At 64.1% G+C, this 22,773-nt stretch carries 25 protein-coding genes; 21 read left to right on the top strand and 4 right to left on the bottom strand.

What is annotated here, in order from left to right; translation table 11 throughout:
- The first annotated feature begins 128 nt into the window (after positions 1–128).
- The 13 genes from AC07UK_RS30075 to AC07UK_RS30015 all read left to right on the top strand — a co-directional run bounded on the left by AC07UK_RS30075 (position 129) and on the right by AC07UK_RS30015 (position 10,799).
- Positions 129–803, top strand: a complete 675-nt coding sequence (locus tag AC07UK_RS30075) for a hypothetical protein (RefSeq protein WP_494687083.1) — start codon at positions 129–131, stop codon at positions 801–803.
- Positions 804–876: 73 nt separating this feature from the next.
- Positions 877–1,215, top strand: a complete 339-nt coding sequence (locus AC07UK_RS30070; protein ID WP_436225937.1) for a DUF3085 domain-containing protein — start codon at positions 877–879, stop codon at positions 1,213–1,215.
- Positions 1,216–1,371: 156 nt separating this feature from the next.
- Positions 1,372–1,839: an outer membrane lipoprotein gene (locus AC07UK_RS30065; protein WP_494687082.1), complete on the top strand. Its 468-nt coding sequence runs from the start codon at positions 1,372–1,374 to the stop codon at positions 1,837–1,839.
- 196 nt (positions 1,840–2,035) lie between these two features.
- Positions 2,036–2,416, top strand: coding sequence for a hypothetical protein (locus AC07UK_RS30060; protein ID WP_435385209.1), 381 nt, complete (start codon positions 2,036–2,038; stop codon positions 2,414–2,416).
- 193 nt (positions 2,417–2,609) lie between these two features.
- On the top strand, positions 2,610–2,990 hold the full coding sequence (locus tag AC07UK_RS30055; RefSeq protein WP_494687081.1) for a hypothetical protein: 381 nt from the start codon (positions 2,610–2,612) through the stop codon (positions 2,988–2,990).
- A 12-nt stretch (positions 2,991–3,002) separates the two neighbouring features.
- Positions 3,003–3,476: a hypothetical protein gene (locus AC07UK_RS30050; protein WP_479944765.1), complete on the top strand. Its 474-nt coding sequence runs from the start codon at positions 3,003–3,005 to the stop codon at positions 3,474–3,476.
- Positions 3,477–3,709: 233 nt separating this feature from the next.
- On the top strand, positions 3,710–4,072 hold the full coding sequence (locus tag AC07UK_RS30045; protein WP_494687080.1) for a hypothetical protein: 363 nt from the start codon (positions 3,710–3,712) through the stop codon (positions 4,070–4,072).
- Between the two features lie 102 nt (positions 4,073–4,174).
- The gene (locus tag AC07UK_RS30040) at positions 4,175–5,740 is read left to right on the top strand and encodes a hypothetical protein (RefSeq protein WP_494687079.1); all 1,566 of its coding nucleotides are present in this window, start codon (positions 4,175–4,177) and stop codon (positions 5,738–5,740) included.
- A gap of 281 nt (positions 5,741–6,021) precedes the next feature.
- On the top strand, positions 6,022–7,047 hold the full coding sequence (locus AC07UK_RS30035; protein WP_494687078.1) for an ATP-binding protein: 1,026 nt from the start codon (positions 6,022–6,024) through the stop codon (positions 7,045–7,047).
- 89 nt (positions 7,048–7,136) lie between these two features.
- Positions 7,137–8,054, top strand: a complete 918-nt coding sequence (locus tag AC07UK_RS30030) for a hypothetical protein (RefSeq protein WP_436225929.1) — start codon at positions 7,137–7,139, stop codon at positions 8,052–8,054.
- 7 nt (positions 8,055–8,061) lie between these two features.
- Positions 8,062–9,309, top strand: a complete 1,248-nt coding sequence (locus AC07UK_RS30025; RefSeq protein ID WP_494687077.1) for a vWA domain-containing protein — start codon at positions 8,062–8,064, stop codon at positions 9,307–9,309.
- Between the two features lie 442 nt (positions 9,310–9,751).
- Entirely contained in the window at positions 9,752–10,126 is a 375-nt protein-coding gene (locus AC07UK_RS30020; RefSeq protein WP_479944761.1) for a hypothetical protein, read from the top strand.
- Positions 10,127–10,508: 382 nt separating this feature from the next.
- On the top strand, positions 10,509–10,799 hold the full coding sequence (locus AC07UK_RS30015; RefSeq protein ID WP_494687076.1) for a hypothetical protein: 291 nt from the start codon (positions 10,509–10,511) through the stop codon (positions 10,797–10,799).
- Positions 10,800–11,281: 482 nt separating this feature from the next.
- Here AC07UK_RS30015 and AC07UK_RS30010 read toward each other — a convergent pair whose 3' ends face one another.
- From AC07UK_RS30010 to AC07UK_RS30000, 3 genes are read right to left on the bottom strand one after another with little or no spacing between them, the layout of a single operon-like run.
- Positions 11,282–11,719 (bottom strand): bactofilin family protein, encoded by a 438-nt coding sequence (locus AC07UK_RS30010; protein ID WP_494687075.1) that lies wholly within the window; start codon positions 11,717–11,719, stop codon positions 11,282–11,284.
- 13 nt (positions 11,720–11,732) lie between these two features.
- Positions 11,733–12,332 carry a hypothetical protein gene (locus AC07UK_RS30005; protein ID WP_492316460.1) on the bottom strand — a complete coding sequence of 200 codons (600 nt, stop codon included), beginning with the start codon at positions 12,330–12,332 and terminating at the stop codon, positions 11,733–11,735.
- Positions 12,333–12,373: 41 nt separating this feature from the next.
- Entirely contained in the window at positions 12,374–12,913 is a 540-nt protein-coding gene (locus AC07UK_RS30000) for a hypothetical protein (RefSeq protein WP_494693901.1), read from the bottom strand.
- 695 nt (positions 12,914–13,608) lie between these two features.
- Between AC07UK_RS30000 and AC07UK_RS29995 the strand changes: the two genes are divergently transcribed.
- From AC07UK_RS29995 to AC07UK_RS29960, 8 genes are all read left to right on the top strand, one after another.
- Positions 13,609–13,932 carry a DUF7696 family protein gene (locus AC07UK_RS29995; protein ID WP_479944758.1) on the top strand — a complete coding sequence of 108 codons (324 nt, stop codon included), beginning with the start codon at positions 13,609–13,611 and terminating at the stop codon, positions 13,930–13,932.
- Entirely contained in the window at positions 13,884–15,209 is a 1,326-nt protein-coding gene (locus AC07UK_RS29990) for a recombination directionality factor (protein WP_494687073.1), read from the top strand. Before AC07UK_RS29995 ends, AC07UK_RS29990 begins: the two co-directional genes overlap by 49 nt.
- A gap of 140 nt (positions 15,210–15,349) precedes the next feature.
- On the top strand, positions 15,350–16,771 hold the full coding sequence (locus AC07UK_RS29985; protein ID WP_494687072.1) for a metallophosphoesterase family protein: 1,422 nt from the start codon (positions 15,350–15,352) through the stop codon (positions 16,769–16,771).
- A gap of 161 nt (positions 16,772–16,932) precedes the next feature.
- Positions 16,933–17,451, top strand: coding sequence for a hypothetical protein (locus tag AC07UK_RS29980; RefSeq protein WP_494687071.1), 519 nt, complete (start codon positions 16,933–16,935; stop codon positions 17,449–17,451).
- Positions 17,439–19,763 carry an SMC family ATPase gene (locus AC07UK_RS29975; RefSeq protein ID WP_494687070.1) on the top strand — a complete coding sequence of 775 codons (2,325 nt, stop codon included), beginning with the start codon at positions 17,439–17,441 and terminating at the stop codon, positions 19,761–19,763. The genes AC07UK_RS29980 and AC07UK_RS29975 overlap by 13 nt, the downstream gene beginning before the upstream one ends.
- 83 nt (positions 19,764–19,846) lie before the next feature.
- Positions 19,847–20,122 carry a hypothetical protein gene (locus AC07UK_RS29970; protein WP_494687069.1) on the top strand — a complete coding sequence of 92 codons (276 nt, stop codon included), beginning with the start codon at positions 19,847–19,849 and terminating at the stop codon, positions 20,120–20,122.
- Positions 20,123–20,131: 9 nt separating this feature from the next.
- Positions 20,132–20,323, top strand: coding sequence for a cell division protein ZapA (locus AC07UK_RS29965; RefSeq protein WP_494687068.1), 192 nt, complete (start codon positions 20,132–20,134; stop codon positions 20,321–20,323).
- 70 nt (positions 20,324–20,393) lie between these two features.
- Positions 20,394–22,160 (top strand): adenine nucleotide alpha hydrolase family protein, encoded by a 1,767-nt coding sequence (locus AC07UK_RS29960; protein WP_494687067.1) that lies wholly within the window; start codon positions 20,394–20,396, stop codon positions 22,158–22,160.
- Between the two features lie 73 nt (positions 22,161–22,233).
- Here AC07UK_RS29960 and AC07UK_RS29955 read toward each other — a convergent pair whose 3' ends face one another.
- A complete protein-coding gene (locus AC07UK_RS29955; RefSeq protein ID WP_494687066.1) occupies positions 22,234–22,677 on the bottom strand; it encodes an HU family DNA-binding protein in 444 nt (147 codons plus the stop codon).
- Positions 22,678–22,773: the final 96 nt, after the last annotated feature.

Raw genomic sequence — 22,773 nt, 5'->3', positions numbered from 1 at the left:
TACCATCACGGCACTTCTCGCGTCTCAGACGCATCGATTTTTCTCAATCCTGACCGTCGTCAGGCCTTCATCACCCGCAGGGGCATAGTCCCTGCGGCTGTGTTCCTGTTTTTTTTTGGAGCACACCTGTGATTCAGACCATCCAGATTGACCCGCGCCAGCTCAAGGCTATCGCCTTGCTAGCGCCCAAGCAGGACCCCCGCTATTGGCTCAATGGAGTCTTTGCTGAGGCCATGCCACGCGAAACGCGCCTGGTTGCCATGGACGGGCAACGCATGGGCGTGTTCCGTGCAGAGAAGGCCAACCAGCTTGGTGACGCCATCTGCGTAGGCTGCATCCTGCCCCACAACGTCATCGAATGCGTGAAGCCGGTGCGCGGAAAGTTTGGCTCGCTGGAACTGCGCCTCGATACCGAGCGGCCCGGCTGGGCCGAACTGGTGCATGGTGGCACGCCATTCGAGTTTGTGCGGCGCGATGCGGGCTATCCCATCTACCGTCGTGCCATCGGTCCCCATCGGGGTAGCGGTGAGCCGGGGCAGTGCGACCCGCGCCACCTCTATGACTTCCACCGCGTCTTCCAGGCGCTGGAGGGCAAGTTCGCCGCTGACAGCGGCGGCGTCTATCTCCATCACAACGGTACCGACAATACGCGCGTCAGCCTCTACGGGTGCGAAGACTTTGTCGGCACCGTGCGACCACGCAAGGCTGACGGCCCGGCTCTGTTCTTCTGGGCGGATTCGCCGGCTCCCGTCGCTCGCGTGAACCCGGCGGACGTTGTGCCTGTCCTGGCAGAACCTGCTTAACCGTCATTCTTCATCCCTTGCGGGGCAAAGCCCCTCGGGGGCTTGCTCCGTTTCACCCATTAAGGAGCAATCAATGCCTCAAATCACGCTTTCCCGTTCGCAGGTTGAGTGCCTTGTCGCCTTCTGCGACGCGGCGAAGTCCGAGAAGTTTTTTATCGCCAAGGACCACGGCGCTTACGTGGGCTATAGCACCGGCCCCAAGCCTGAGCAGCAGTGTCTGTTTTACTTTAAGGGGTGCAACCCCGCCGTGGATGCGGAGTTCTACGAGAACGCCCGTCGCGGTTTTGGTGGCGACGATTTCGGTGAGCGTCTGTCTCTGACCGGTCTCAAGGAGACCCTGGCCAATGCAGATTGCAAGTCCGTAAGGATCACCGTCACGCCCAGGTCTATCCGGATCGACGCGTTCGCCTGAGACGGCTCCACAAACGATGCCCGGACTGCTAAGATAGCCGCACTTCTCGCGTCCCTGACGCATCGACCACGCCGGCATCTCCGCTGGCACAGCTTTTCCCCCCCTACGGGCCTTCCTGCCCGTAGGCATGTTGGCCCATTTTCATGTGAGGCCAGCATGTTCAAGCGTTATTTCCTTCTCTTTGCATTTATCAGTGCTATCAGTGGCTGCGCTGCTCAGGCTTCGCCCAATGTCTACCGCGGTTCCGATGCCATGCGCGCCGGTTCGGCTGAGCAGGTGACGGTAGTGCGCGTGCGCAACGTCACCATCGCTGGCGACGGCATGCTGTCGGCCAGTTCCGGAGTGCCGGCCATCCTCAGCACGTTGGTTGGCGCGGTACTCGGTGCACGTGTCATCGGCAACGGCGACGGCCGTTACATCGCTGGCGCACTCTCGGGCACGGCAGCGGGTGTCATCGGCCAGGTGGCGGCCACGCACCTGTCACAGCGCGACGGCGTGGAGGTCATTGTCCGCACGGACAGCGGCCGCCAACTCGTCGTGGCACAAGGTGCAGATCAGCAGTTCGTTACCGGCGAGCGGCTGTATCTGGTGTCGTCGGGCAGCGGCTATCGCCTGACGCGTTGAACAGAGGGCCGGCCCGCCGGCGCTCCCATCCCATGCAAGCCCCGAGAGGGCTTGCCCAAGCGTTCGCGCGCTTGGGCAAGCGCTTTTGATCGCGTCCATGACGCATCGAAACCCGCGCCTGGCACCGCCAGGACCAATCCCTTGCACCCACGAGGCGCCGCCCTCGTGAGCGGCGTCCCATTTCACGGAGCCGACTATGCAACCCATCACCCCGATCCAGACCGAAGGCAGGACCGTCGACCAGGTCACCCACCTGCTGGCGCGCACGCTGCGCGCGATCGACCTCGAACCCGAGTGGATCATTCCGGCGAACCATCTTGCCGACGCCAATGAAGCGCAGTATGGCCTGTTGCCCGACGCGGGCTGGCCGGCAGAGCACGCTCGCCATCGCTTCGCGGTCTCGGTCGATCGCGGCTGCTCGGAGGGCTGGCGCGTGCATGTTGATCACATCGCCACTGCCGTCGAAGGCCCCACCGGTAGCACGATCCTGCGCAAGCTCGTTGTGGCCAAGATGTTCAGCCGCGACCAGGCGTGGCAGACGGCGCGCGTGATCAACCGCTTGCTGGACATCGACTGATCCGGAATGCGTGGCGCCTTCGGGCGCCGCGCACACAGCACCAGAGTGCTTGCTCAATCGACGAGCGATTCGGCAAACACTCTTTGATCGCGTCCAAGACGCATCGAACCCCCGTCTGGCTTGCCCAGACCTTCACCCTTTTCGGGACACCGTCCCGTTGGGGATGGCTGTCCCGTTTCAACCGAGACTTGCCATGAAAATCCCCAAATCCTTTACCCAACCGCACCAACCCGGCAACGCCGCGGCCTGTGCCAGCCTCAAACGCGATGCTTCCCGTGTCATGCGCCGTCTGGCATGCGACCTGGGCCTGCGTCAGCGCGATTTCACCGTGCGCGAGCGCCGGCGGCGCCGCGATGCGACCGACCTGTTCGCGTTGCACACCGATACGCTGTACGTGCAGATTGCCCACGCGCCGCAACAGTCCGCGGCTCGCCTGAGCTTTCGCACCTGCCGTGGCCGCGACGACCATACTGGCGGGCGCGACAATGCGGTCTGCCTGCAGTCGATCGGCTCGTCGGAGGGCTACGCCTCGCTCGTTGCCACGCTGCGCGTTGTAGCCGGCCGGCGCAGCTGAGGAGGCGTGACGATGACGCGGATTGCCAAGGTCATTCTCAAATCCACGAGCGGCGACGAATACTCCTGTTCCGTTCACTATGAGCCGGATGCCGACGTCGTTACGCTGCCGGTCCGGCTGGACAATCTGGTGGATGCCTCCATTGCGATGGGGGAACGGCACGTTCTGATGCTACTGGAAGACGGCTATCAGTTCCCGTTGGTGCGCAAGGAACCGTCCATTTACAGCGTCGATCGCTCCAGGGCGGACAAGCGTGGATGGCTGCAAGAAGCCCGCATGGCCATTGTGGCTCCGACCAAGGATCAGCGCCTGCAGTACGGGCGCTTTACTCATACGCTTTCGGCTGCGGCGATCGTCGGTCTGGCTGGTTATTCAACAAGCCGGCCTGGCTGGAACTTGACTGCGGTGGCAAATGGCGTGAGCCTTTTTGTGATCGCAGGTGTATTATTTGCCGTAGGTGCAGTCCTCTCGAAAGGAGAAAAGTGATGTTCGGCCCACCTCTTCTGGTTCTCGCGTTGCTGTTCTCGGCCTACCTGCTGTGGGCGGATCGCAACGGCCGTCGCGTCCACAAGGACTGAGCGCCAACCTTCCTCTCAGGTGTCCGGGTCCCGGACGTCTGCTCTGACGCATCCCTCCGGGGGTGCGTTTTTTGTTTCTACCACCCACGCGGGGCATGCCCCCGATGGGGCCGCCCTGTATCCAAGATTCAGGAGTGCTCCATGGAAGACCACATCATCGGCGCTGGCATAGCCAGCTACCCGGCCGGACTGCACCTGCGCGTCCACGTCTATCAATCCAATCTGCGTCCGGCGCTGTCGCTGGTCTGCGCGGACGATTTTGAACCGTATGCCGATCTCACGGCCAATGTTCCGCAGGAGCACCTGGCCGACGACGAGGTATTGGTGGCGGCCTGGAACGTGCCGGATGACGTGCTTGAGGCGTTGCTGGTGACGGGCTGGTTCAGGCCGATTCGCACGTTCGCCACGGGCCATGCCCGCGGGCCGGTCTGGAAGATCCAGTCTGCCGAGCTGCTCGCATGGATTGCCGATGCGCGCGCCGAAGCAGGCGTGGAGGCATCGTGATCGCCATTGCGAGCTGAACCTCGCACACACATTTCAATTCCTTTCCACCCAGACGGGGCAACGCCCCGTCGGGCTTGCTCCGTTCGCTCTCGGAGCAAATCAATGTACGTTGTTACCACTGGCCCGGAGCGGGTCGATTCCCGCACGACGCTGGCCGGCGTGCTGGCGCTTCTGAACCACGAACCTGGCCCCAAGCCAGGCTTGCGTGCGGAGGACATTTCCGTGCGTCATGTCGAGCGCGGCGCCATTCCCGTCCTGCGGCTGCCCTCCGGGTCATTCGCGGTGCGGCCCGCCGGCGACCCGAAGGCGATCCTCACGTCCATCCTGGACGAGGTGGAGCGCTTCATTGTGCGTCCGCACGGCAAGGTGCTGCGCCCGCATGAGATGAGCCGCACGTCCTGGCAGGCCGTCTGGGCTGCCGGTCGGCTAGCGGTCTTCACCAACGAGGCCGTTGATCCCGACCACGTCGCAAACCTCGGAGCGGCCAACCTGGATCTGTTTGCGGTGGCCGAGCCGTTCGATGCCTACGCCTTCGTGCACGGCGAGTTCCACCGGCGCTTCGGCTACGGCACGAACGGGCCTGAGTTTGCGCCGGGGGCCGGCATCAACGGCCGCCATGAGGTGCATGTCGCCTATGCCTTGCAACGCGGCGAGCCGGTCCGGGACTGCATCCTCAACGCCTACCGCAGCGGGGGTGACGCCTCTGACGCCGGCCGCCATGACCTGCACTGGCTGCCTACACTGATTGCGGTACCGTCGCTGCGAGGTGCTCTGTCGGCCAACCAGCTGCAGGCGCTGTGTTCGGTGATGCGCCATGACAAGCTGGCCACCACTGCGCGCAATGCGCCTCGCCTGATTGCACTGGTGAAACCTCTCGCGATGGACTGCACACACGTCGATGTTGACGACGCGTTGTTCGCCGCGCAGGTGGTTCCACCACTGGCCGCGCCGTTGGTCAGGGCCCCGACCGGGGACGACGCCGCCCCGGTGTCGCCGCTGGCCGCACGCCTGCACGCCCTGATCCGTGCAAAGCGCTATGCAGAGCGCATCGAGCGGGCGCAGGCCGACCGTGCCAAGGGCAGCCTGAGTGAGCGCCGGTTTCAGCACGAATGCGCCCTGGCCGCCATCGAACGCGACCATGGCAGCTTCATGTGGCCGAACCGCTTCGCACTGGCTGTCCTGCAGCGTGACCTGGGTTGCCTGCTGGAAATCCTGGACACGCCCAGCGACCGCAACACGCTGTCCAAGCGCGTGCTCCGCGAGGAATGCGGGGTGGTGCTGACCGGCGTGCCGGCGGCCACCCGCCGCCGCCGCATCTTCGAGCTGTGCGGCTTCTCGGAAGCGGAGCAACGCCAGTGGGATGCACAGGCGCTTACCGCGCGCTCGCTGCGTCTGCAAGCGAAGGATGCCGAACGCGCGCGTGAGCGTGCCGAGGCCTCGCGCTGGAACCTGAACGGCACGCGCATGAACGGGCGCGAGTATGTCGACCTGTGCATTGGCGAAGGCTTCCGACAGATCCGGCATCTCCCGCGAGGAAATTCCCGCGTGTACTACATCGAGCAGCCCGAGACGCGCACCACTCGCCGCCTGCAGGCCGGCGATGGCACCCTGGCCTACGCCCAGGCGCGACTGGCCGAACTTGAGCCCGCGTTGGCGATTGCCGCGTGATTCTTCTTGCAACCTCCCCCCGGCCACGTGCCGGGGATCTTCCCTCTCACAAGCGGCAGCAGATTTGCTGTCATTCCGAATGACACTCGCACCGTATTGCCTGTAAGCTATGTCGATAGAGCGTTGTTCGCACTGGTCAGAATCAGTCCAAACAGCGTTTTACCCGCGTCTGCCGACGCATCGACCTCTGCCAGCACTGCTGGCGCATTCATTGAAACTTCCCACAGGGACACCCTCCCTGTGCGGAAGATGTCTTTGTGGGGCTCCCCTTTAGGAATCCCATGAAAGTCAACCCTTCCCAACTGCACACCCTGCTCGCGGCCTTCATTCCCGCACGCCTGCCCGTCCTCATCACCGGGGCGCCTGGCATCGGCAAGAGTGATATCGTGGACAGCGTCGCCAAGGCTGCCGTCCACGACCTGCTGATCTCCCACCCCGTGGTGGAAGATCCGACCGACTCAAAGGGCCTGCCTTTTCCGGCAACGGATGGTGCGGGTGCCAGCTTCCTGCCATTCGGGGACCTGGCCACTGCGCTCAACAGCACGCGCCCGCTGGTCTGGTTCATCGACGACCTCGGACAGGCTTCACCGGCCGTCCAGGCCGCCAAGATGCAACTGCTGCTCGCGCGGCGCATCGGTGAACACGTCCTGCCGGACCACGTTACCTTTGTTGCCGCCACCAACCGTCGCAGCGACAACGCGGCGGTGTCCAACATCCTTGATCCGTTGAAGTCCCGTTTCAGCACCATCGTGGAGCTGGAACCGACGATCGAGGACTGGACGCGGTGGGCGGTCACGAACCACGTGCCGCCGGTGCTGATTGCCTTCCTGCGCTTCCGTCCCGACCTGCTGCTCTCGTCAGAGCGCAGCAAGGAAGTGGAAAACCTGCCCTCGCCGCGAGGCTGGGGACATGTGGCGCGTCAACTGCCGCTGGTACCGCTGGGCATGGAAATCATCGTCACGGCCGGCGCGGTAGGCGAGGGCGCGGCGCTCGAGTTCGAGTCGTTCCGCCAGATCTATCGCGAGTTGCCCAGTGTCGATTCGGTGCTGGCCGCACCAGAATCCGCCAGGATTCCGGACAAGGTGGCCGCGCAGTACGCCATCTGCTCGGCGCTCGCCTCGGTTGCCAACGAGAACAACTTCGATCGCGTGATGGTGTATGCCAATCGCCTGTTCGAAGCCCATCTCGGCGAGTTCGCCGTGATGCTCGCCACCGACGCCGCACGCCGCGATGCGCGGATCTGCGCCACCCCGGCCTGGATCAATGCGCAGGGCGGCAAGCTCGGTGAGTTGCTGCTCGGTAACTGAACCCCCGTTCTTCTTCATCCCATGACGGCGAGCCAACTGGCTCGCCGTTCGTCTTTGCAGCCGTATCCATCCCATTTCCAGGAATCATCATGAACATTCAAGACATTACCAAGCGCGTCATGCTCGCCACCTTCAACACGTCGGTGTGGCGGGCGCGCAAGTTCGACACCCGGGCGACCGAGGAAGTCGAGGCGAACCACGACACCAAGGACATTGGCCGCTTCAACAAGAAGCTGCTGACCGACGGTGCGACGTCCTACAAGGAGGTGTGTGCGATCGCCAATCGCGCCCGCGCCTACTTCGACGCGCACAGCCTGGACTACGACCAGCTGGGCGTGCGCCTGTTGCCCACCGACATGTACATGGAGGTGGCCGACCGTCAGCGTCAGTTCCAGGACGAGTTCAACGCCGCGACCGCGGTGTTTCTCGCCGACTATCCGCGCCTGAAGGACGAGGCGCGGGAGGCGCTGAACGGTCTTTTCGACGACGCGGACTATCCAACCCAGGCGGAACTGGCGAAGAAGTTCGGGATGCGCCTTGCGGTGCTGCCGTTCCCGGACGCGAGCCAGTTTGACATTGCCCTGCCGGCCAATGTGCTGGACGGACTGAAGACGGAGATGGACCAGCGCGTACTCGGCGCGGTCAAGACCGCCAATGACGACCTGGTCGGTCGCCTCTTCGAGGCCGTGCAGCATTTCGCCAACCGCCTGTATGGGGCCACGAACGTGCGGCTGGACGTCGCCGACAAGGTGCGCGAGCTGAGCGCGCTGCTGCCAAAGCTGAACTTCTCCGGGGACCCGGCGCTCACGCGCATCCTGGAGGATACCCAGCAGCATCTGGCGCGGCACAGCGGCCTGGACCTGCGCAACTCGACCGAACTGCGCAAACAGGTGGCGGAGAAGGCCATGGAGATCGAGGCACAGATGGCCGCCTTCATGGGCGGCCCGCCGCCATCGTCGGACGTCGCTGCGCCGGCGTCGCCCATGTTCCAACTGCTGACTGCGTGAGGCCGTCATGCGCGATCGAATCTCGAAGCAGCGCTCCCAGCTCATCCTGTCGCAACCGTTCTTTGGGGCGTTGCTGATGCGGTTGCAGCTGGTCGAGGATCCGTCCTGCAAGACGTTCTGGGTGGATGGCGTATCGCTGGGCTACAACCCGGCATACGTCGCCACCCTGAGCGATCTTGAGCTGCGCGGCTCTCTGGCGCACGAGGTCCTGCATCCGGCCAACGGCCATTGCTGGCGCCGTGGTGTTCGTGATCCCGGCCGTTGGAATCAGGCCTGCGACTATGCGATCAATCCGTTGGTGCTCAACGCCGGCTTGCAGTTGCCGGCCGGCGCGCTGATCGACGGACGCTTTCTCGGCAAGTCCGCAGAAGAGATCTATGCCATGTTGCGCCAGGAAGGGTCGGAGCAACCACAGCCGCAGCCGCAACCGGCGCCCCAGCCAACGCCACAGCAAGACGGCGGCGGTCAGGGCGATGGCAAAGGCTCGCCACAGCCTGGCGGCCAGGACGGGTCAAGCGATGGCAACGGCGATAGCAGCGCCGGCGGCGATCCTTCGCAAACCTCGCCGGAGTTTTCCCCCGGGGAGGTGCGCCAGCAACCGCAGGTAGACCAGCAAACGCTGGCCAACGAGTGGAAGGTGGCGACGATGCAGGCGGCCAAGGCCGCACAGATGCGTGGCAAGTTGCCGGGTGAGTTGAGTGCGATGGTGGCCTCAGCCACGCGGGCGTCGGTGGACTGGCGCTCGGTGCTGCACCGCTTTGCCTTCGAGCAGACTCGTTCGGACTACAGCTGGGCGATGCCGAACCGGCGGTACACCCACATGGGCCTGTACCTGCCGGCCTTGCACGACCAGTCGGTGGGCGATGCGGTCTTTGTGCGCGACACCAGCGGTTCGGTGTTCGACGAGACGCAGGCGCAGTTCGGGGCGGAGATCGAAGCGGTATTCGCCTCGCTGCAGCCGCGGCGTCTGTTCGTGCTGGACTGCGACACCCGCATCGCGCAGGTGCAGTGCTTTGAGCGGGGCGAGGCTATCGAGCTGGGCCCCATCCGTGGCGGTGGCGGCACGAGCTTCGTGGCGGCATTCGCCTGGCTGGAAGAGCAGGGCATCCACCCGGCCTTCCTGGTCTATCTGACGGACATGGACGGGAAATTCCCGGCTGCGCCCCCTGTGTACCCCACGCTGTGGGCCTCGACCACGCCGCTGCGTCGGATTGCTCCGCCGCCGTTTGGCGAGGCCGTCGAGGTGATCGTTTGAACCCAACCCCGGACTAGCTCCGGGGTTTTTCTTTGGTTCACCGCCGATTTCCGGAGGACGGTCCCACCCGGATCGGGTTCATCCGACCGAGACCAACAACGGTCATTCGATAATCGACATGCGAGCGACCGAGATGGGTCGGGAACAGCCGACCGGCGCTGGCTATCGCAACACGCGTGCTGGGCAAGGCCCGCCCTCGCTACCCCGGTGCGCGAGGGATGCCCTGCATGGGCTCGGCAACCGGGCCCATGAGGACCCAGCGACGCATTCCAGAGTGGCCAGCGCTTGACATCTCGGCCGGCGCGAACTTTGCTTGCGATAGGAAGCGGCTCTCCAGTTATCGCCCATGCCCTTGCAGACGCCCCCTTCGCCCTCCGCCCGTACTTGGGCTCTCCACTGCACGCTCTTTCGCGGGCAGACTCCGCCGCGCGCATGCCTGTACGTGCTCGCGGACCTGCGCCGAGGCGTCGCGCTGTCGGCCATACTGGCCGAACAGCCGCTGGGTGGTGCCTTGGCCGCATGGCTGGAGGCGGCCGCGATCGGCAGGCCCCCGCCACGGGCGCTGCAGTCGGCCGAGCTGCCCTCGGAGCAAGACCGGCGGGCTCTTTGCGCATGGATTGCAGCCTACGACGTTGTTCTAGAGCCGCAGGCTCTGGGTGGGCGTTTCTGGAAGCCTGTAGATCAACTCTTGCAGTCGGCGTGGGAAAGCCTTGGTCTGGCGCCCGGCGCAGTCGGCGAGATGCCGACCTGGTCCGGCGCGCAGCAGGGGCTGGACCGCTGGTTTCGCGAACATTGCCAGCACCTCAGCGGGGTGTGACACCGCGTGCGGGGGCGTCTGCGATATTGGCTACCCGGTGGTGGGAACGGCGGTAGCCGCTGCAGGTCCTGAGCCCCCGGCGGGGGCCCCATCCGTTGGAAGCAGCAGTGGTGAACGAGATGTTCAAGGAAGCGCGGGTGCGCAACGTGTGGGCAGAGACCGGCCATTGCAGACGTTGGCTGAAGAGCAGGATATTGCACCGCTTCTTCTTACGTTTACTACGACGGTACAGTTCCTACACTTGGTATGGGTCGTGGACGTCAGGTGCGCGGCCCTCTCAATTACTTCCACGCACTACATGCTGTCGGAAAGAGAAGTAACATGCTGCAAACATTGTTCGTGCGGCATGCTTGTCTCGCTGGTCAAACAGGAGGATGCAATCATGCAAACTGTTATAAGGAGATTTTCCGGAAAGGGTGCAAAGGAGTTGTTCGATCTGCTGGAGACGCGCACGGCTGAGGTCGAAGAACTGATGCGTTCGGTCAAAGGCTTTGTCGGCTACACCCTCGCACGCAGCGGCGATGGCGGATTCTCGGTGACTGTTTGCGAGGACAAGACAGGCACTGACGAAAGCGTCCAGAAGGCAAAGGACTGGATCGCGAAAAACGCCGGAAGCACGGGCGTGGGCGCGCCGGAGATATCGGAGGGATCAGTCCTCATTCACCTGAAGTAACTTTGCCTTGCGACTGGCAGCGCGTGAGTTCAGCGGGCGGATTGGGACGTATGCAACCGGCCTCACCGTCCACTCCTCACGCCCACGTCTTGCCGGGTTCGTCCAGACCTGCCCATTGCAGATCCTCCGGGCTCGTCACAATGCGGTACTTCTGGCTCTCGTGCCGCCTGACATGCATTCAACGGATCCACGTCCGCACCATTCCGAAAAGCGGAGGGGGCAATCTGTTTTCTTCTTCCTCGAGCTGCGAGTCGCGAGCAAGCCGACGCATGCAACTCATGGCAAACGCGTTGAACGGCTGCTTCGGAGCGGACTGACTGGCCGGAGTGGGTCGTTCAGCGACCCTCGGTCACCCCGCAGATCGGCGATAAACCTAATGTTGTTTGCGCCAAGCTGGGCGCCCACAAAAAAGCCCGGCAAACCGGGCTCATGTACCTCAAAAGAGATAGAAATTCATGCGCGTTTCCGCAAATAGGGTGGACTCATGTGCTCGGGGTCTGCTCGGTCGTCGCATCGGCAAGTTCGACAGGGTCTGCTGATTCTGTAGCCACGGTTTCCCTCGCAAAGACATGTGCGCCGGTGCCGCTGCCGATGGCGGCTACCCGTGAGATCTTGCTCTCCAGGTTCGCGTTCAACCCAAGCCGGATAGTGCCGGCATAGAAGATTTCGCCCTTTACGCGGCCGTTGAGGATCAGCGTGCGGCGCGCGGCCACGTCGCCCTCAACGATCCCGTCCACAACTACGTGATCGCCTTCGACCTTGCCGCGCACGATACCGCCGACACCGACATGGAGCAGTCCCGCGGACGAAGAGAGATTACCGTCGATGAGGCCAAGGCAGGTAATGCCGTGATCCGCCGCCACGTCGCCGTGAATGCTCATGCCACGATTGAGCACGCTGAAGGTAGGGGTGTCTTTCATGGTCGTCTTCGCCTCAGAACAGCTTGATCTCGGCCGCGCTATCGGCACGGCGGGCAGTGGGGGTGGCCGGTGTGGCCTGTGCCTGCGCCGGCGCCGGCTCGACTTTGCGCGCGACCGGGGCGGCAGCCCGGGCGGCTGGAGCGGGGCTTGGCTGCGAATGGCGCGCGGGCACAACGACTGGCGCCGCCGGCGTTGCCACTGGCTCGGCTACCTTGGAAGCCGGCTCCACCGGCTGCGCCTTGACCGATACGGGCGTGCTCTGCACCTCAGCGGCGGCCAACGGCGGCGCCTGGACGGGTTCCTGGGCAGGAGGCTTGACCTGCTGCGCGGCAGGGGCGGCGGACTCAGGCGGTGCCGCGGTGGTTGCCCGTCCGTGCTGCCATGTGGCGATGGCCATGCCAAGCGCGCCTGCTGCGATGATGCCCACCACAACACTGACGACCAGGCGAGCATTGCCGAAGCGTCCGGCCCAAGCTCGCGCCGCGCCCGCGGCGGCGTAGGCGGGGGGCGGCAGCATGTGGCCGCCGGAGTGTTGGGCGCTCGTCGGCGCTTCAAGGGTGAGGGGGGCGTGCGCGAACTGCTCGTGCAGGCGCTGGATCTCTCGAATGTCCACGGTAATCCTTGGGGTCGGAAGGGCGGGATAGGTAGGCGCGGCTAAGCCAGCCGGCTGCCGTCATCGGCGAACCGGTCGTTGTCCGGAATGCAGAGCGTGTGGATGATGTTGATGCGGCGGCTGGCGATATCGAGTTGGGTATCGCGCTCGGCACCGGAGATCGAGCGCCCCACGTGCGCGAACAGCGTGGCCGACGACAGTTTGTCGTACTGGTTGAGCAGGCGCAGCAGTCGCCCGGCGAGTGCGTTGGGCACTTCCACGGCGACCGATTCATAGCCGATCGAGAACTCCAGTTGGTTCTTCGTGGCGAGCCACTCGGTCACGCGCGTGAACCAGATTTCAGCCTCTCGGAAGGCTTCGTCCAGCGCCTTGACCTTGCCGCCCCGCGCCACCGAGCACTTGGACGCGACGAAGTTGTAGTCATCGTGCAGGAAGCGGCGTGTGAACACCGACGAGAACGACACCTCGACCTTGGTCGCCGTCTCGGGAACGATGCGTGAGATGCGGTCTGCGCTGATGAGTCGCGTGATCGGCTTGAGGCCGGTGTCCGGTGCGGTGCGCTCGTTGGGAACGGCCTGCACGGTGTCGGATGGGGATTGTGGTAGTTGGGCAGGGGCTATCCCTGGCTGCTCGGCAAAGTCCATGATCGTAGGTCTCTCTCTCTGCGGAGATTCTCTGTCAGGACACGGTACCGTTGCGCATCGTAAGGTATGCGATTTTCGCGAGGTTACGCGCTTTGCACGTTGACGCAATCCGTGCATAATGCTCTCACTTCTCGCGTCTCCGACGCATCGACCTGACTCCACCGCGAGTCCATTGCATTTCTCAAGTCGTGCCTTAGCGCATGCGCCGACCGGTTGGCTACCGGTGTGGACATTCCATTGTGATGAGCAATTTCGCCGTTTGCTCCCCATCTATCATCCGTAATACGCGTCCGTGACCAGTGCTGCTTCGGCATGCACTGTGGACACCGTTCGAGCCTGGGACCATGTGGGTCTCTCTCTCTTGGCCCCTCCTGGGCAGAACGGCCGTCGTCGGCTGATCCGTGATCCTGCGGTGAACCCTGTGTTCTAAATGGGCCGAAGTGCGGCGTGAACCTGCTGCACGAGGACGACTTTGCGTCCTCACATAGAGCCTGCGCGTTGTGCGCACCGCTCCCTGTTCGCCACGCCCCCGGAAGGGGCGTGGCAACGGGTTTTCCTGCAAGAAAGCTCGCTTCCGCACGTTCGGAGCGGGCTTTTTTTGTTTGTAGGAACCCTCGAACAGGAACACAGCCATGCTGTCTGCCATCGATCAGAATTCCGAGATTCGTGCCGCGATCGCGGCCACGCTCGCCCGCCGCCGGCCCGATTACGTCGGACAACCGAATGCGTGGCTCAATTTGTGTGAAGCGGCCCATGTGGCCGGTCTAGCGGAACCCGCCCGAGCGGCGTTCCTTTCCAAAGTAACGACCCAGCGCGGGGCCGACATAGCCCTGCGCCTTCGGGAGCATGCTGCGTCCATCCGCGTCGCCGTCGTTCAGTATCTTGAACAACGTAGGAGCAACGCATCATGCAACGAGCCATTGGCTACACCGACTTCAACCAACCTCGCAGTCTGATCGAGGAACGGCCCGCACGGCCACCCATCATTGGCAAGATTCGTCCGGGCATCAAGGTGCTCACGAAGAGGGCCAAAGAGAATGATCAAGCGGTCAAGATCCACGACGCCGGGCTCGCACGCGGCGACTCGTTCGAGGCAATCGGCGAAGAGATCGAGCGCAAGACCAAACTGCGCAACGCGCTGGTGCCGAAGAACACCGCCTGGTTCACCTGCCGGGCTTCGGACTTCACCAATCCGGCCACCGCCGACGAAATTCTCCAGAAGTACGGCGAAGATCGCGGCGACGGCCCGAAGCTTTGGCGCTTCCCCGTCATCTTCGCGTTCGACGACTGGCTGGCGAACATGCCCAACCAGTTGAAGGTATGGGGCACGCGGGGCCTGCAGTACTTCTCCGAGTACGGTACCGACGGCAAGCGGTATTGCAAGATGTACGCCGCACCGGAAGTCGATCAGCGAGCGCAGCGCGCCAAGCGCCTCTTTGGCGGGCGCACCATCATCCTGCGCCAGGACGACGCCATTCCCGATGGCGTGTGCGACCCGCACCAGTGCCCGCAATACCAGGAGCGCAAGTGCAACCTGAGCGCGAACTTCCTCTTTGCGGTTCCCGACATTAAGGGCCTCGGCCTGATCGAGTTGCCGACCAATTCCATCTACGTGTTGCAGAAGGCGTATGCCGCGATGCAGACGGTGGCGTTGGCACGGGGCGGCCGCCTGGCCGGCCTGCAATTCTGGCTCTCGAAGAAGGCGGTCGAGATTACCCGCATCGGTGACGATGGCCTGCCAATGCGGCAGGAACAGATGCTCACGATGCTGGACGCGGAGATCGATATGGGCGCGCTGCTGGATGGCGCAGACCAGATGGCGCCGGCACTGGAGGCCGCAAGCCAGGCGGTTGCGCTGCTCGAAGGTGCAGCGGCTGCAACGGCTTCGCCGCCGGTGACGCCGATCGCCGATGTCTCGGACGCGATGCTGTTGGCGCCTGAACCGGCGCCGATGGGGTTGCCAGCATCGGGCACTACGCTGATGTCGACCGAAACAGATCCCGAGGACCGTGAAAGCGTGCTGGCCGACCTGGCCGCTCGCCTTGGCATGGCGAAGGGGCAAGACAAGATGGACTTGCTGACCTTTGCGCGCATCGAGTACGGCCAGGGCTGGACCAAGCGGCTCAAGGACGTCGACAGCATGATCGGCGAGATGCAGACGGCGCTGGCCAACCCATTGGCCTTCCGCGAGCAGGTCCGTGCTCGCTTGCGCGAGGCTACGTCTTCGGTCTGACGACGTAGCAAGGTGAGCGGCGCGCAATGCGCCGTTCACGTTTGCTTTCACCCCAATCCCTTTCACCTGTGGCCCATCCAGGCCACGTCTTTCCCCTCTGCGCGCCGCCACTGGCGCACATCACATTGGAGAATCACATCATGCTCAACGCGAGTGAGAGCCTGCTGCTGGCTCACTTTTCTGACTTGCATTACTCAACCGGCAATCTGGTCGAGGCGGATCGCTGCTTCGGCTTTGCCGTCGAGCACGCGATCACCGCGGGCAGTCGGGTCGGCATCATTTCGGGCGACTCGACCGATCATCGCTTGGACGCCCACACCCCGGCGCTGCGCGTGCTGGCCCAGCGTATCCGCCGGCTTTCGGAGCACATGCCGATAGTGATGCTGCAAGGCACCTTTTCCCACGAGCCGCCCGGCACATTGGATCTGTTTCGCCTCGTTGGCAGCCATTACCCCGTCTACATCGCTGACCGCATCCATCAGGTGGCGCTGTGCGACGGCGAGTTCACTGCGTCAGCGGGCGCGCTGTTCACGCCGGCTGAGATCGACGCGCTGCTCGCCGATGGGGCGCCGGAGGTGATCTTCACCTGCGTGCCCACCGTCAACAAGGCCATGCTCGCCGCCGCTGTGGGGGCAACGGAGGCTGCGACCGCAGTCGGCGACCATCTGGCTGCCTACCTGCACGCTGCCGGCACCGTGAATCAGAAGCTCCGCGCCCGCGGAATCCGCACGATGGGCATTTCGCATGGCACCGTCAACGGCTGCCAAACCGAACATGGCGTGCCGATGGCCGGATTCGATCACGAATTCACCATCGGGTCGCTGTTCGATGCGCAATGCGACGGCTTCATGCTCGGCCACATCCACCGCGCCCAGCAATGGGACCGCGAGGGACGGCTTGTGGCGTATCCGGGTTCGATCGGACGCTTCCACTACGGCGAGATTGGCGACAAGACCTACCTGCAATGGCATGTTTCGCCGGGACTGGCGGAAGCAACTCCGGTTGTGACGCCCGCCCGCGAGACGCTGTGCATCGACTTCGACGGCCCGCCCGACATGGACGAGTTGGCCCGCGTTGCCGCCAGCGCGTCCGATAAGTTCGTGCGCATCCGCTGGGTGGTGGACGAAGAACACCGCCAGGCCGTCGATCGCGACGCCGTCGGCGTTCTGTTTGCCAAGGCGGCCGAGGTGAAGCTGGAAGGCCGGGTCCTGCCCGCCGTGCGCAGCCGCGCCGAGGGCATTAGCCGCGCCACCAGTTTGTCGGAGAAGATCACGCGATGGGGCGAGTTGACGCACGTCGACACCAACCCGCTGCTGGATCGTCTGTCGATGCTGGAGCACGCCGAGCCGCAGGCCATCGCGGATCTGGTACTGCAGCAGCTGGATCGCGAGGGTACATCAGAAGTCGCGGCCCCCGCCGCGTCGAGGATTGCACCTGAGCGCGTGGTGGAGGCAGTGCCGGCCCCAGTCGAAACCCCCGCGCCTGTCATCGTGAAGCCGAGCGCACCGCCACCGGCGATGGACTGGCTCACCGACGACCTGTTTGCGGAAGCTGCCGCCTAACCCTTGAACCTGGCCAGAGCCATGTTCCGAGAGCCCTCCGGGGCTGTCGAAACAAGGTTTTACCCGCGTCCTTCGGACGCATCGACCGCTGTTTCATCCCATTTGAACCCTGACGGGTGCTTCCCGTCCGGGAATGCACTCCGTCCACTTTGGAGTGCATCATGATTCTTTACCCTGCTGGCCCAGACTGGGCCCAAACCTTTGAAACCGCTCTACCCCCGTCCACACTGGCCGCGCGGTTGGCGGACGCACACGGCTTCACCCGCAGCACCCTGTTCCAGCCGTTTGGCGCAGGGCGCGGCACGGTAGTAGCGCAGCGCGAACACCTGTTGGTCCTCGCGGTGCACGCCGCTGATGGCCAGCACTGGTACGAGGTCACCCCCTCGCTGGAAATGCAGAACCTGCTCTGGTCGTTCTCCCATGGCTATGCCAGCCAGTGGAGCGCGCTGGAACTCAGGGCGCTGTGCGGCTGCACCATGTGGCCGGACGTGATCGCGCTGGCCCGCCAGCAGTTCGCCGCCGCCGTGCGTTCCCTGGAGCGTGCGCTGGCCGGGCTGCCCGAGCGGGACGCGCCAGCGGTGGTCCCTGACATGCCGTCCTATGACGGCGATGTGATGGAGCTGCCCGGCGACTACCTGGCCGCGATGACCGGCATGGAGGTGTCCGAATGCGCCCACTGAAGCTGACCCTCTCGGGCTTTCATGGCGTGCGCGATGGCATGCGCCGTGACAGCGTGACGCTGGACCTGACCAGCCTGCCGCCCGGCCTGATTGCCCTGGTCGGCCCCAACGGGGCCGGCAAGACGACACTGATGGATAACCTCCATCCGTATCCGATCATGCCCAGCCACGCCTCGAAAATGTCCGCGGACGCCTTCTCATACTGGGATCACCTCTGTGGCACCCGTGGCGAGAAGGATCTGGAATGGGAGCACGCCGGCAAGCAGTACCGGTCGACGTTCGCGTTCCGCAACCCGGGCAAGAGCCGCAAGGCCGAGTATTACTTGTTCGAGAAGGGTGCCAACGGTGACTGGGTACCGCTGCAGCTGCCCGACGGCACACTATCGGATGGCAAGGCTGATACCTACAACCGCTGCATCGAGGCGGTGATGGGGTCGCCGGAAGCCTTCTTCACCAGCGTGTTTTCGGCGCAGAACCGCCGCCCGATTGCCAGCTACCAGGCCAGCGAGATCAAGAAGCTGCTGGCTGAGCTGCTTGGCATTGACCATCTGCGCGACCTGTCGGCGAAAGCCGGGGAGGTGGCAAAGGGGTTGGCGAGGCATCTGGACACCCTGCAGCGCGAACTGGTCGGCCTGTCCGCCCAGCGCGAGCGGGCTGCGCAGTTGGGCCGGGATATCGGTCTGACCGACGAGGCTCTGGCCGGGGCACGGCGCGAACGCGATGCACAAACCGCCGACGGCGCGAAGCTCCTCCAGGAGCGCGCGACGCTGGCGGCCAGGCAAAGTGCGAGCGCGGCTACCGAAGCTCGTCTGCGTGAGCTCAAGCAACGGGAAACCGAACTGGGAGCACGCCGGCGGCAGTTGGACGCCGACCAGCGCGCCGTGGCCACCCGCACCGCGACAAGGCGGCGGGAGTTGGAGCAGCTGATCGCCAGCCGCAAGCTGGTGCTGGCCGAAGGGCCGGCCATTCTCGCGGCCGCGGAGCAGCGCGACGTCCTGCAGATGACCATTGGCCAGAAGCAGGGCGACTTTGCCACGAAGCAGCAGGCCGTCAGCCGTCTGGAAGGGCAGCACACGCAGCACGCCGCGCTTTCCAGCGAGTTGCAAGGGCTGGAAGCCCGCGGCAAGTCGGCGGCGCAGTATGCCGCCTCGTTGAAGGGCCAGGCCGATGTGATCGAAACGGTGCCATGCCGGGCCGATCCCATGCACGCCACCTGCCCGTTGCTCGCTCAAGCGCGCGACGCCAAGGGGAAGCTGGCCGAGCAGGTCATCCTCGTGCAGGACCTGCGGTCGAGCTACCAGGCCAAGCTGCAGGCGATGAAGCCCTTGTCGGAAGCGGTGGCCGAATTGCCGGCCCAGCGTGCCGCCGTGGCGGCCCTGCAGGCGGCACTGGCCCGCGATCAGCAGGAGCTGCAACGGCTGACCGCCCTGGCGGCGAAGAAGCCCATGCTGGAGGTGGCACAGGAAGGGCTGGCGCAAGCCGAGCTCGATCTGGCCGCCCTGACCGACGAAGACGCTGCCAGCAAGACCCGGCATGACCGGGACGTTGCCGAAGCGGACTCGCAGTTGTTGGTCGTGCAGCGTGAGCTGTCGGGGCTGGCGACGGAAGACGTCACCGGCCTGCTGGCTGCGATGGATGTGCGTCTGCGCCAAAGCCGCGAGGCCGTGGTCGCGCTGGATGGGCGGATCGAAGCATTGATCCGCCAGCAGACCAGCCTGGCCACCGAGCGCGAGCGCGTCGAGGCGCAGCTGTCCGGACTGCCTGCGGTACAGGGCAAGGCTGACCGGCTGTCCGACGAAATTGCGCAGTGGAAGCTGCTGGCGAAGGCGTTGGGCAACGACGGCGTGATCGCGTTGTCCATCGATGACGCCGGCCCGGCGCTCACGCGGATCGTCAATGACCTGCTGCTCGCCTGCTACGGGCCGCGATTCACCATCGCGATCCAGACACAGACGACACTGGCCAACGGCGACAAGCGCGAGGGGTTCGAGATCGAGGTGCATGACGCCGAGAGTGACAACGCGAAGAACTTCGCTGTCATGTCCGGTGGGCAGAAGATCTGGATCAACGAGTGCCTGACCCGTGGAATTGCGCTCTACCGGGCGCAGGATTCCGGGCAGTCGTTCCAGACGCTGTTCACCGACGAGGCGGACGGTGCGCTGGATCCCGAGCGCAAGCGCGCCTTCATGCGCATGAAGCGCGAGGTGATGCGCCAGGGCAGGTATGAGCGGGAGTTCTTCATCTCGCACACGTCAGACTTGGTCGACGAAGCCGACGGCGTCATCGACGTGGTGGCGCTTGCTGCCGGGTAGCCCTACGTAGTTTTCCCTTTTCCTTCCGTCAATCAGAGGCCAGTTCCCGCAAGGGGCTGGCCTCGCCTTTCTTCTATTCTTTTATGTCCAAGACCTATATTTCCGCGGCCGATGCCGCAAAGCTGCTGCCGCGCGGCAAGAAGGTGCATACCTTCTTTCGTGTGTTCGGCTGGATGGGAGCAACCGTCGAGCGATCGACAGTGCTGGCGGCATTCGAGAAGGCCAGGCAGGTCGAGGTCTCACCCGAGGCGGCGTACTTTGGCCATCAGATGGCGGTGAAGCTGGACGGCATGCTGACCTACATCGACACCAACCAGCAGGCGCTGCGCAAGCTGGTGCCGCAGGCCGTTGCCGCGTGAGGATGGACCATGAACCTCATTGTTGGCATTGACATTGGAGGCCCCACGTTTCAGGGGACTTCCGGGCCGGCCGAAGCAGCAAGGCGTTTGCGCCAGCTGGCCAACGAGATCGAACGCAAGGTTCCTGATTTCTCAGGTTGTCGCGAGGGCCAGCGCCTTGCCGGCACGGAAGGCGCCATCGCCTATCTCGCCGACCTGTAGCACATCCACCACTCTACAACCCATAGGGGCCCGGCCCCTGTGGGCTGTGGCCTCGCTCCGAAGGGGTCACGTGCAAACCATTTCTCTCTTTCCCCAGGGTGCCCTCGATCCAATCGAGGACAAGGCAGACCTGGCCATCCGTGCCATCCTTGCCATCCTGGAAGCCGGCCACCCGCTGGTTCTCGCCTATAGCGGCGGCAAGGACAGCAGCATGGTCGCCGCGCTGGCACTACACGCCGCAGCGCGGTATCAAGCTGCGGGCGGCGCGCCGCTGGTCGTCGCGACCACCGGGGATACCCTCGTGGAGTCACCCGAAGTCGCCCAGCACTACCGCCATGAGCTCGAGCGTATGCGAGTGTTCGGCAAGCGGCATGGATTCTGCGTCATCACGCGCGTCGTGCGGCCGACGATGGCCTCGACTTTTCAGGTGAAAGTCCTCTCCGGCCGGGCGCTGCCCAGCTTTCCGGGCACGCACGCGGATTGCTCAACGGACTTAAAGATATCGCCACAACGCACCTTCCGTCGACAACTCTTTCGGTCGTTGGGAGGACAGGGCCACGCGGAGCCGGTGACGTTGCTTGGCACCCGCTTTGTGGAAAGCACGCGGCGTAGCATCAGCATGCGGGAGCGCGGTGAATCAGCCACGCTGCCGGCGCGCAACCAGGACGGCGACCTCGTGTTGAGCCCCGTTTGCCACTGGCAGGATGACGATATTTGGGAGGGCATCGCGCTGTATGGAAGTGGGGCGCGTCCCGGCTACTCCGACTTCGAGGATATGCGGCGTATCTATGCCCATGCGGGCGGGACGTCCTGCGCCGTCGTGGCGGATGCAATTCTTGAAGGTGCAGGCTCGCGTCGGCAGGGCAAGTGCGGGGCTCGTCTCGGCTGCCACGTCTGCCAGATGGCAGAGGACAAGAGCCTTGCCAACATGATCGAGTACGACGGGCGCTACGCATACGCTGCAGGCCTGCAGCGCCTGAACCGGTTTATCCGCAACACGCGGTTTGACTGGTCGCGGCGGCACTGGGTGGGTCGAACCATCCGCGGGGGCTGGATCAAGGTACAGCCGGACACGTACCACCCTACAATGGTTCGGGAACTGGTGCGGTACATGCTCCAGCTGGACTACGATGAGCAATGCCGTGCTGAGCGCGTTGGAGAGCGGCCGAAGTTCGAGCTGCTGCCCCTGGACCTGCTTGTTGCTGTGGATGCGCTGCAGTCGCTCAATGGGCTAGCCAGACCCTTCGCCGCATGGGCGGACTGGCGGGACATCCACCAGCGGGGCGTCCGGTATGACATTCCCGATCTGCCCCAAGTCGCCCAGACCGCGGTGCCGACGGCGCGCTTCCTGCACGTGGGATCGGAATGGGACGACACGGCTGAACCGGCGGAATGGACTGGCCTGCGAGATCCCTACCTCGAGAGCTTAACGGCCGACTCCGCCTGTGGTCCTGCGCTGCAGGTCACAGCTGATGGCCGTGAAGTATGGGCGTTGCCTACTGTACAGCAGTTCTCCGTTGACGCGGAGGCGGCGTTCCTGATCTCAGAGTTCGAGGTCGATCGCTTGCTGGAGATCCATGACGTTGGCGTGGGACCCGGCCAGGTGACGGCTGGCTACTGGTGGTACGCGCAGTATGGGTGCCTGACGCTTTCTCATTCGCAGCGGGCGGAGCACGACGAAATTGCGCGCCGTACCGCGTACAAGGATCGCCTCGAGCTCACCCTCGACTACGATGTGGGTGCGTTGCGTTCGCGGGCGGCATCCTTCGAGGACCTTCCGGCGAGCAGTCAGCTGGCGTGGCGGCAAGCTGCTACGCCGCAGCAATCCCTCTTCTAAGCGCCCATGGAAAAAGCCCCGAGATCACGCAAAATCTCGGGGCCTTTTCTTTGGTTCGTGGGAACCGTGGCGATTACATCGCGGCGTCCTTCAACTTCTTCATCGCGCGAACCTTCACCTTCACGCTGGCCGGTTTGGCGGCAAACCATTGGTCCTGGCCCGTGAACGGATTCTTGCCGAAGCGCTTTTTTGTGGCCGGAACCTGGATGGCCGAGACCTTGAACAGGCCGGGGAAGGTGAACTCGCCTGCGCCTTTCTTGTGGATCGCGCTCACCATGGTGTTTTCCAGATGAGTCAGAACGGTTTGGACGGTCTTCTTGTCCAGTTCGGTCTGGGCGACCAGATGGGCGAGGAGGCTCGACTTGTTGAACGTGTCCTTCAGCGGCTTGGCAACCGGGGAGGCTGCGGCAGCCTTCTTAGCCGGAGCGGCATTCTTTGCGGGGGCAGCCTTTTTTGCGGGGGCAGCCTTCTTTGCGGCGGTCTTCGTTGCAGTCTTCGCGGATGCTTTCGTGGCCATAGTCGTACCTGATTAAGAAATGCGTGCGCGCGGGATATCGCGTACATCGCATCCGCGAAGAATAGCAAATGCAAGCGCGAGTGCAATAGTGAGATG

It is taken from the genome of Cupriavidus sp. GW821-FHT07C08, assembly GCF_059419025.1.
Note: the sequence above shows the minus strand (reverse complement) of the source record. Positions and strands in the feature narration are given on the sequence as shown.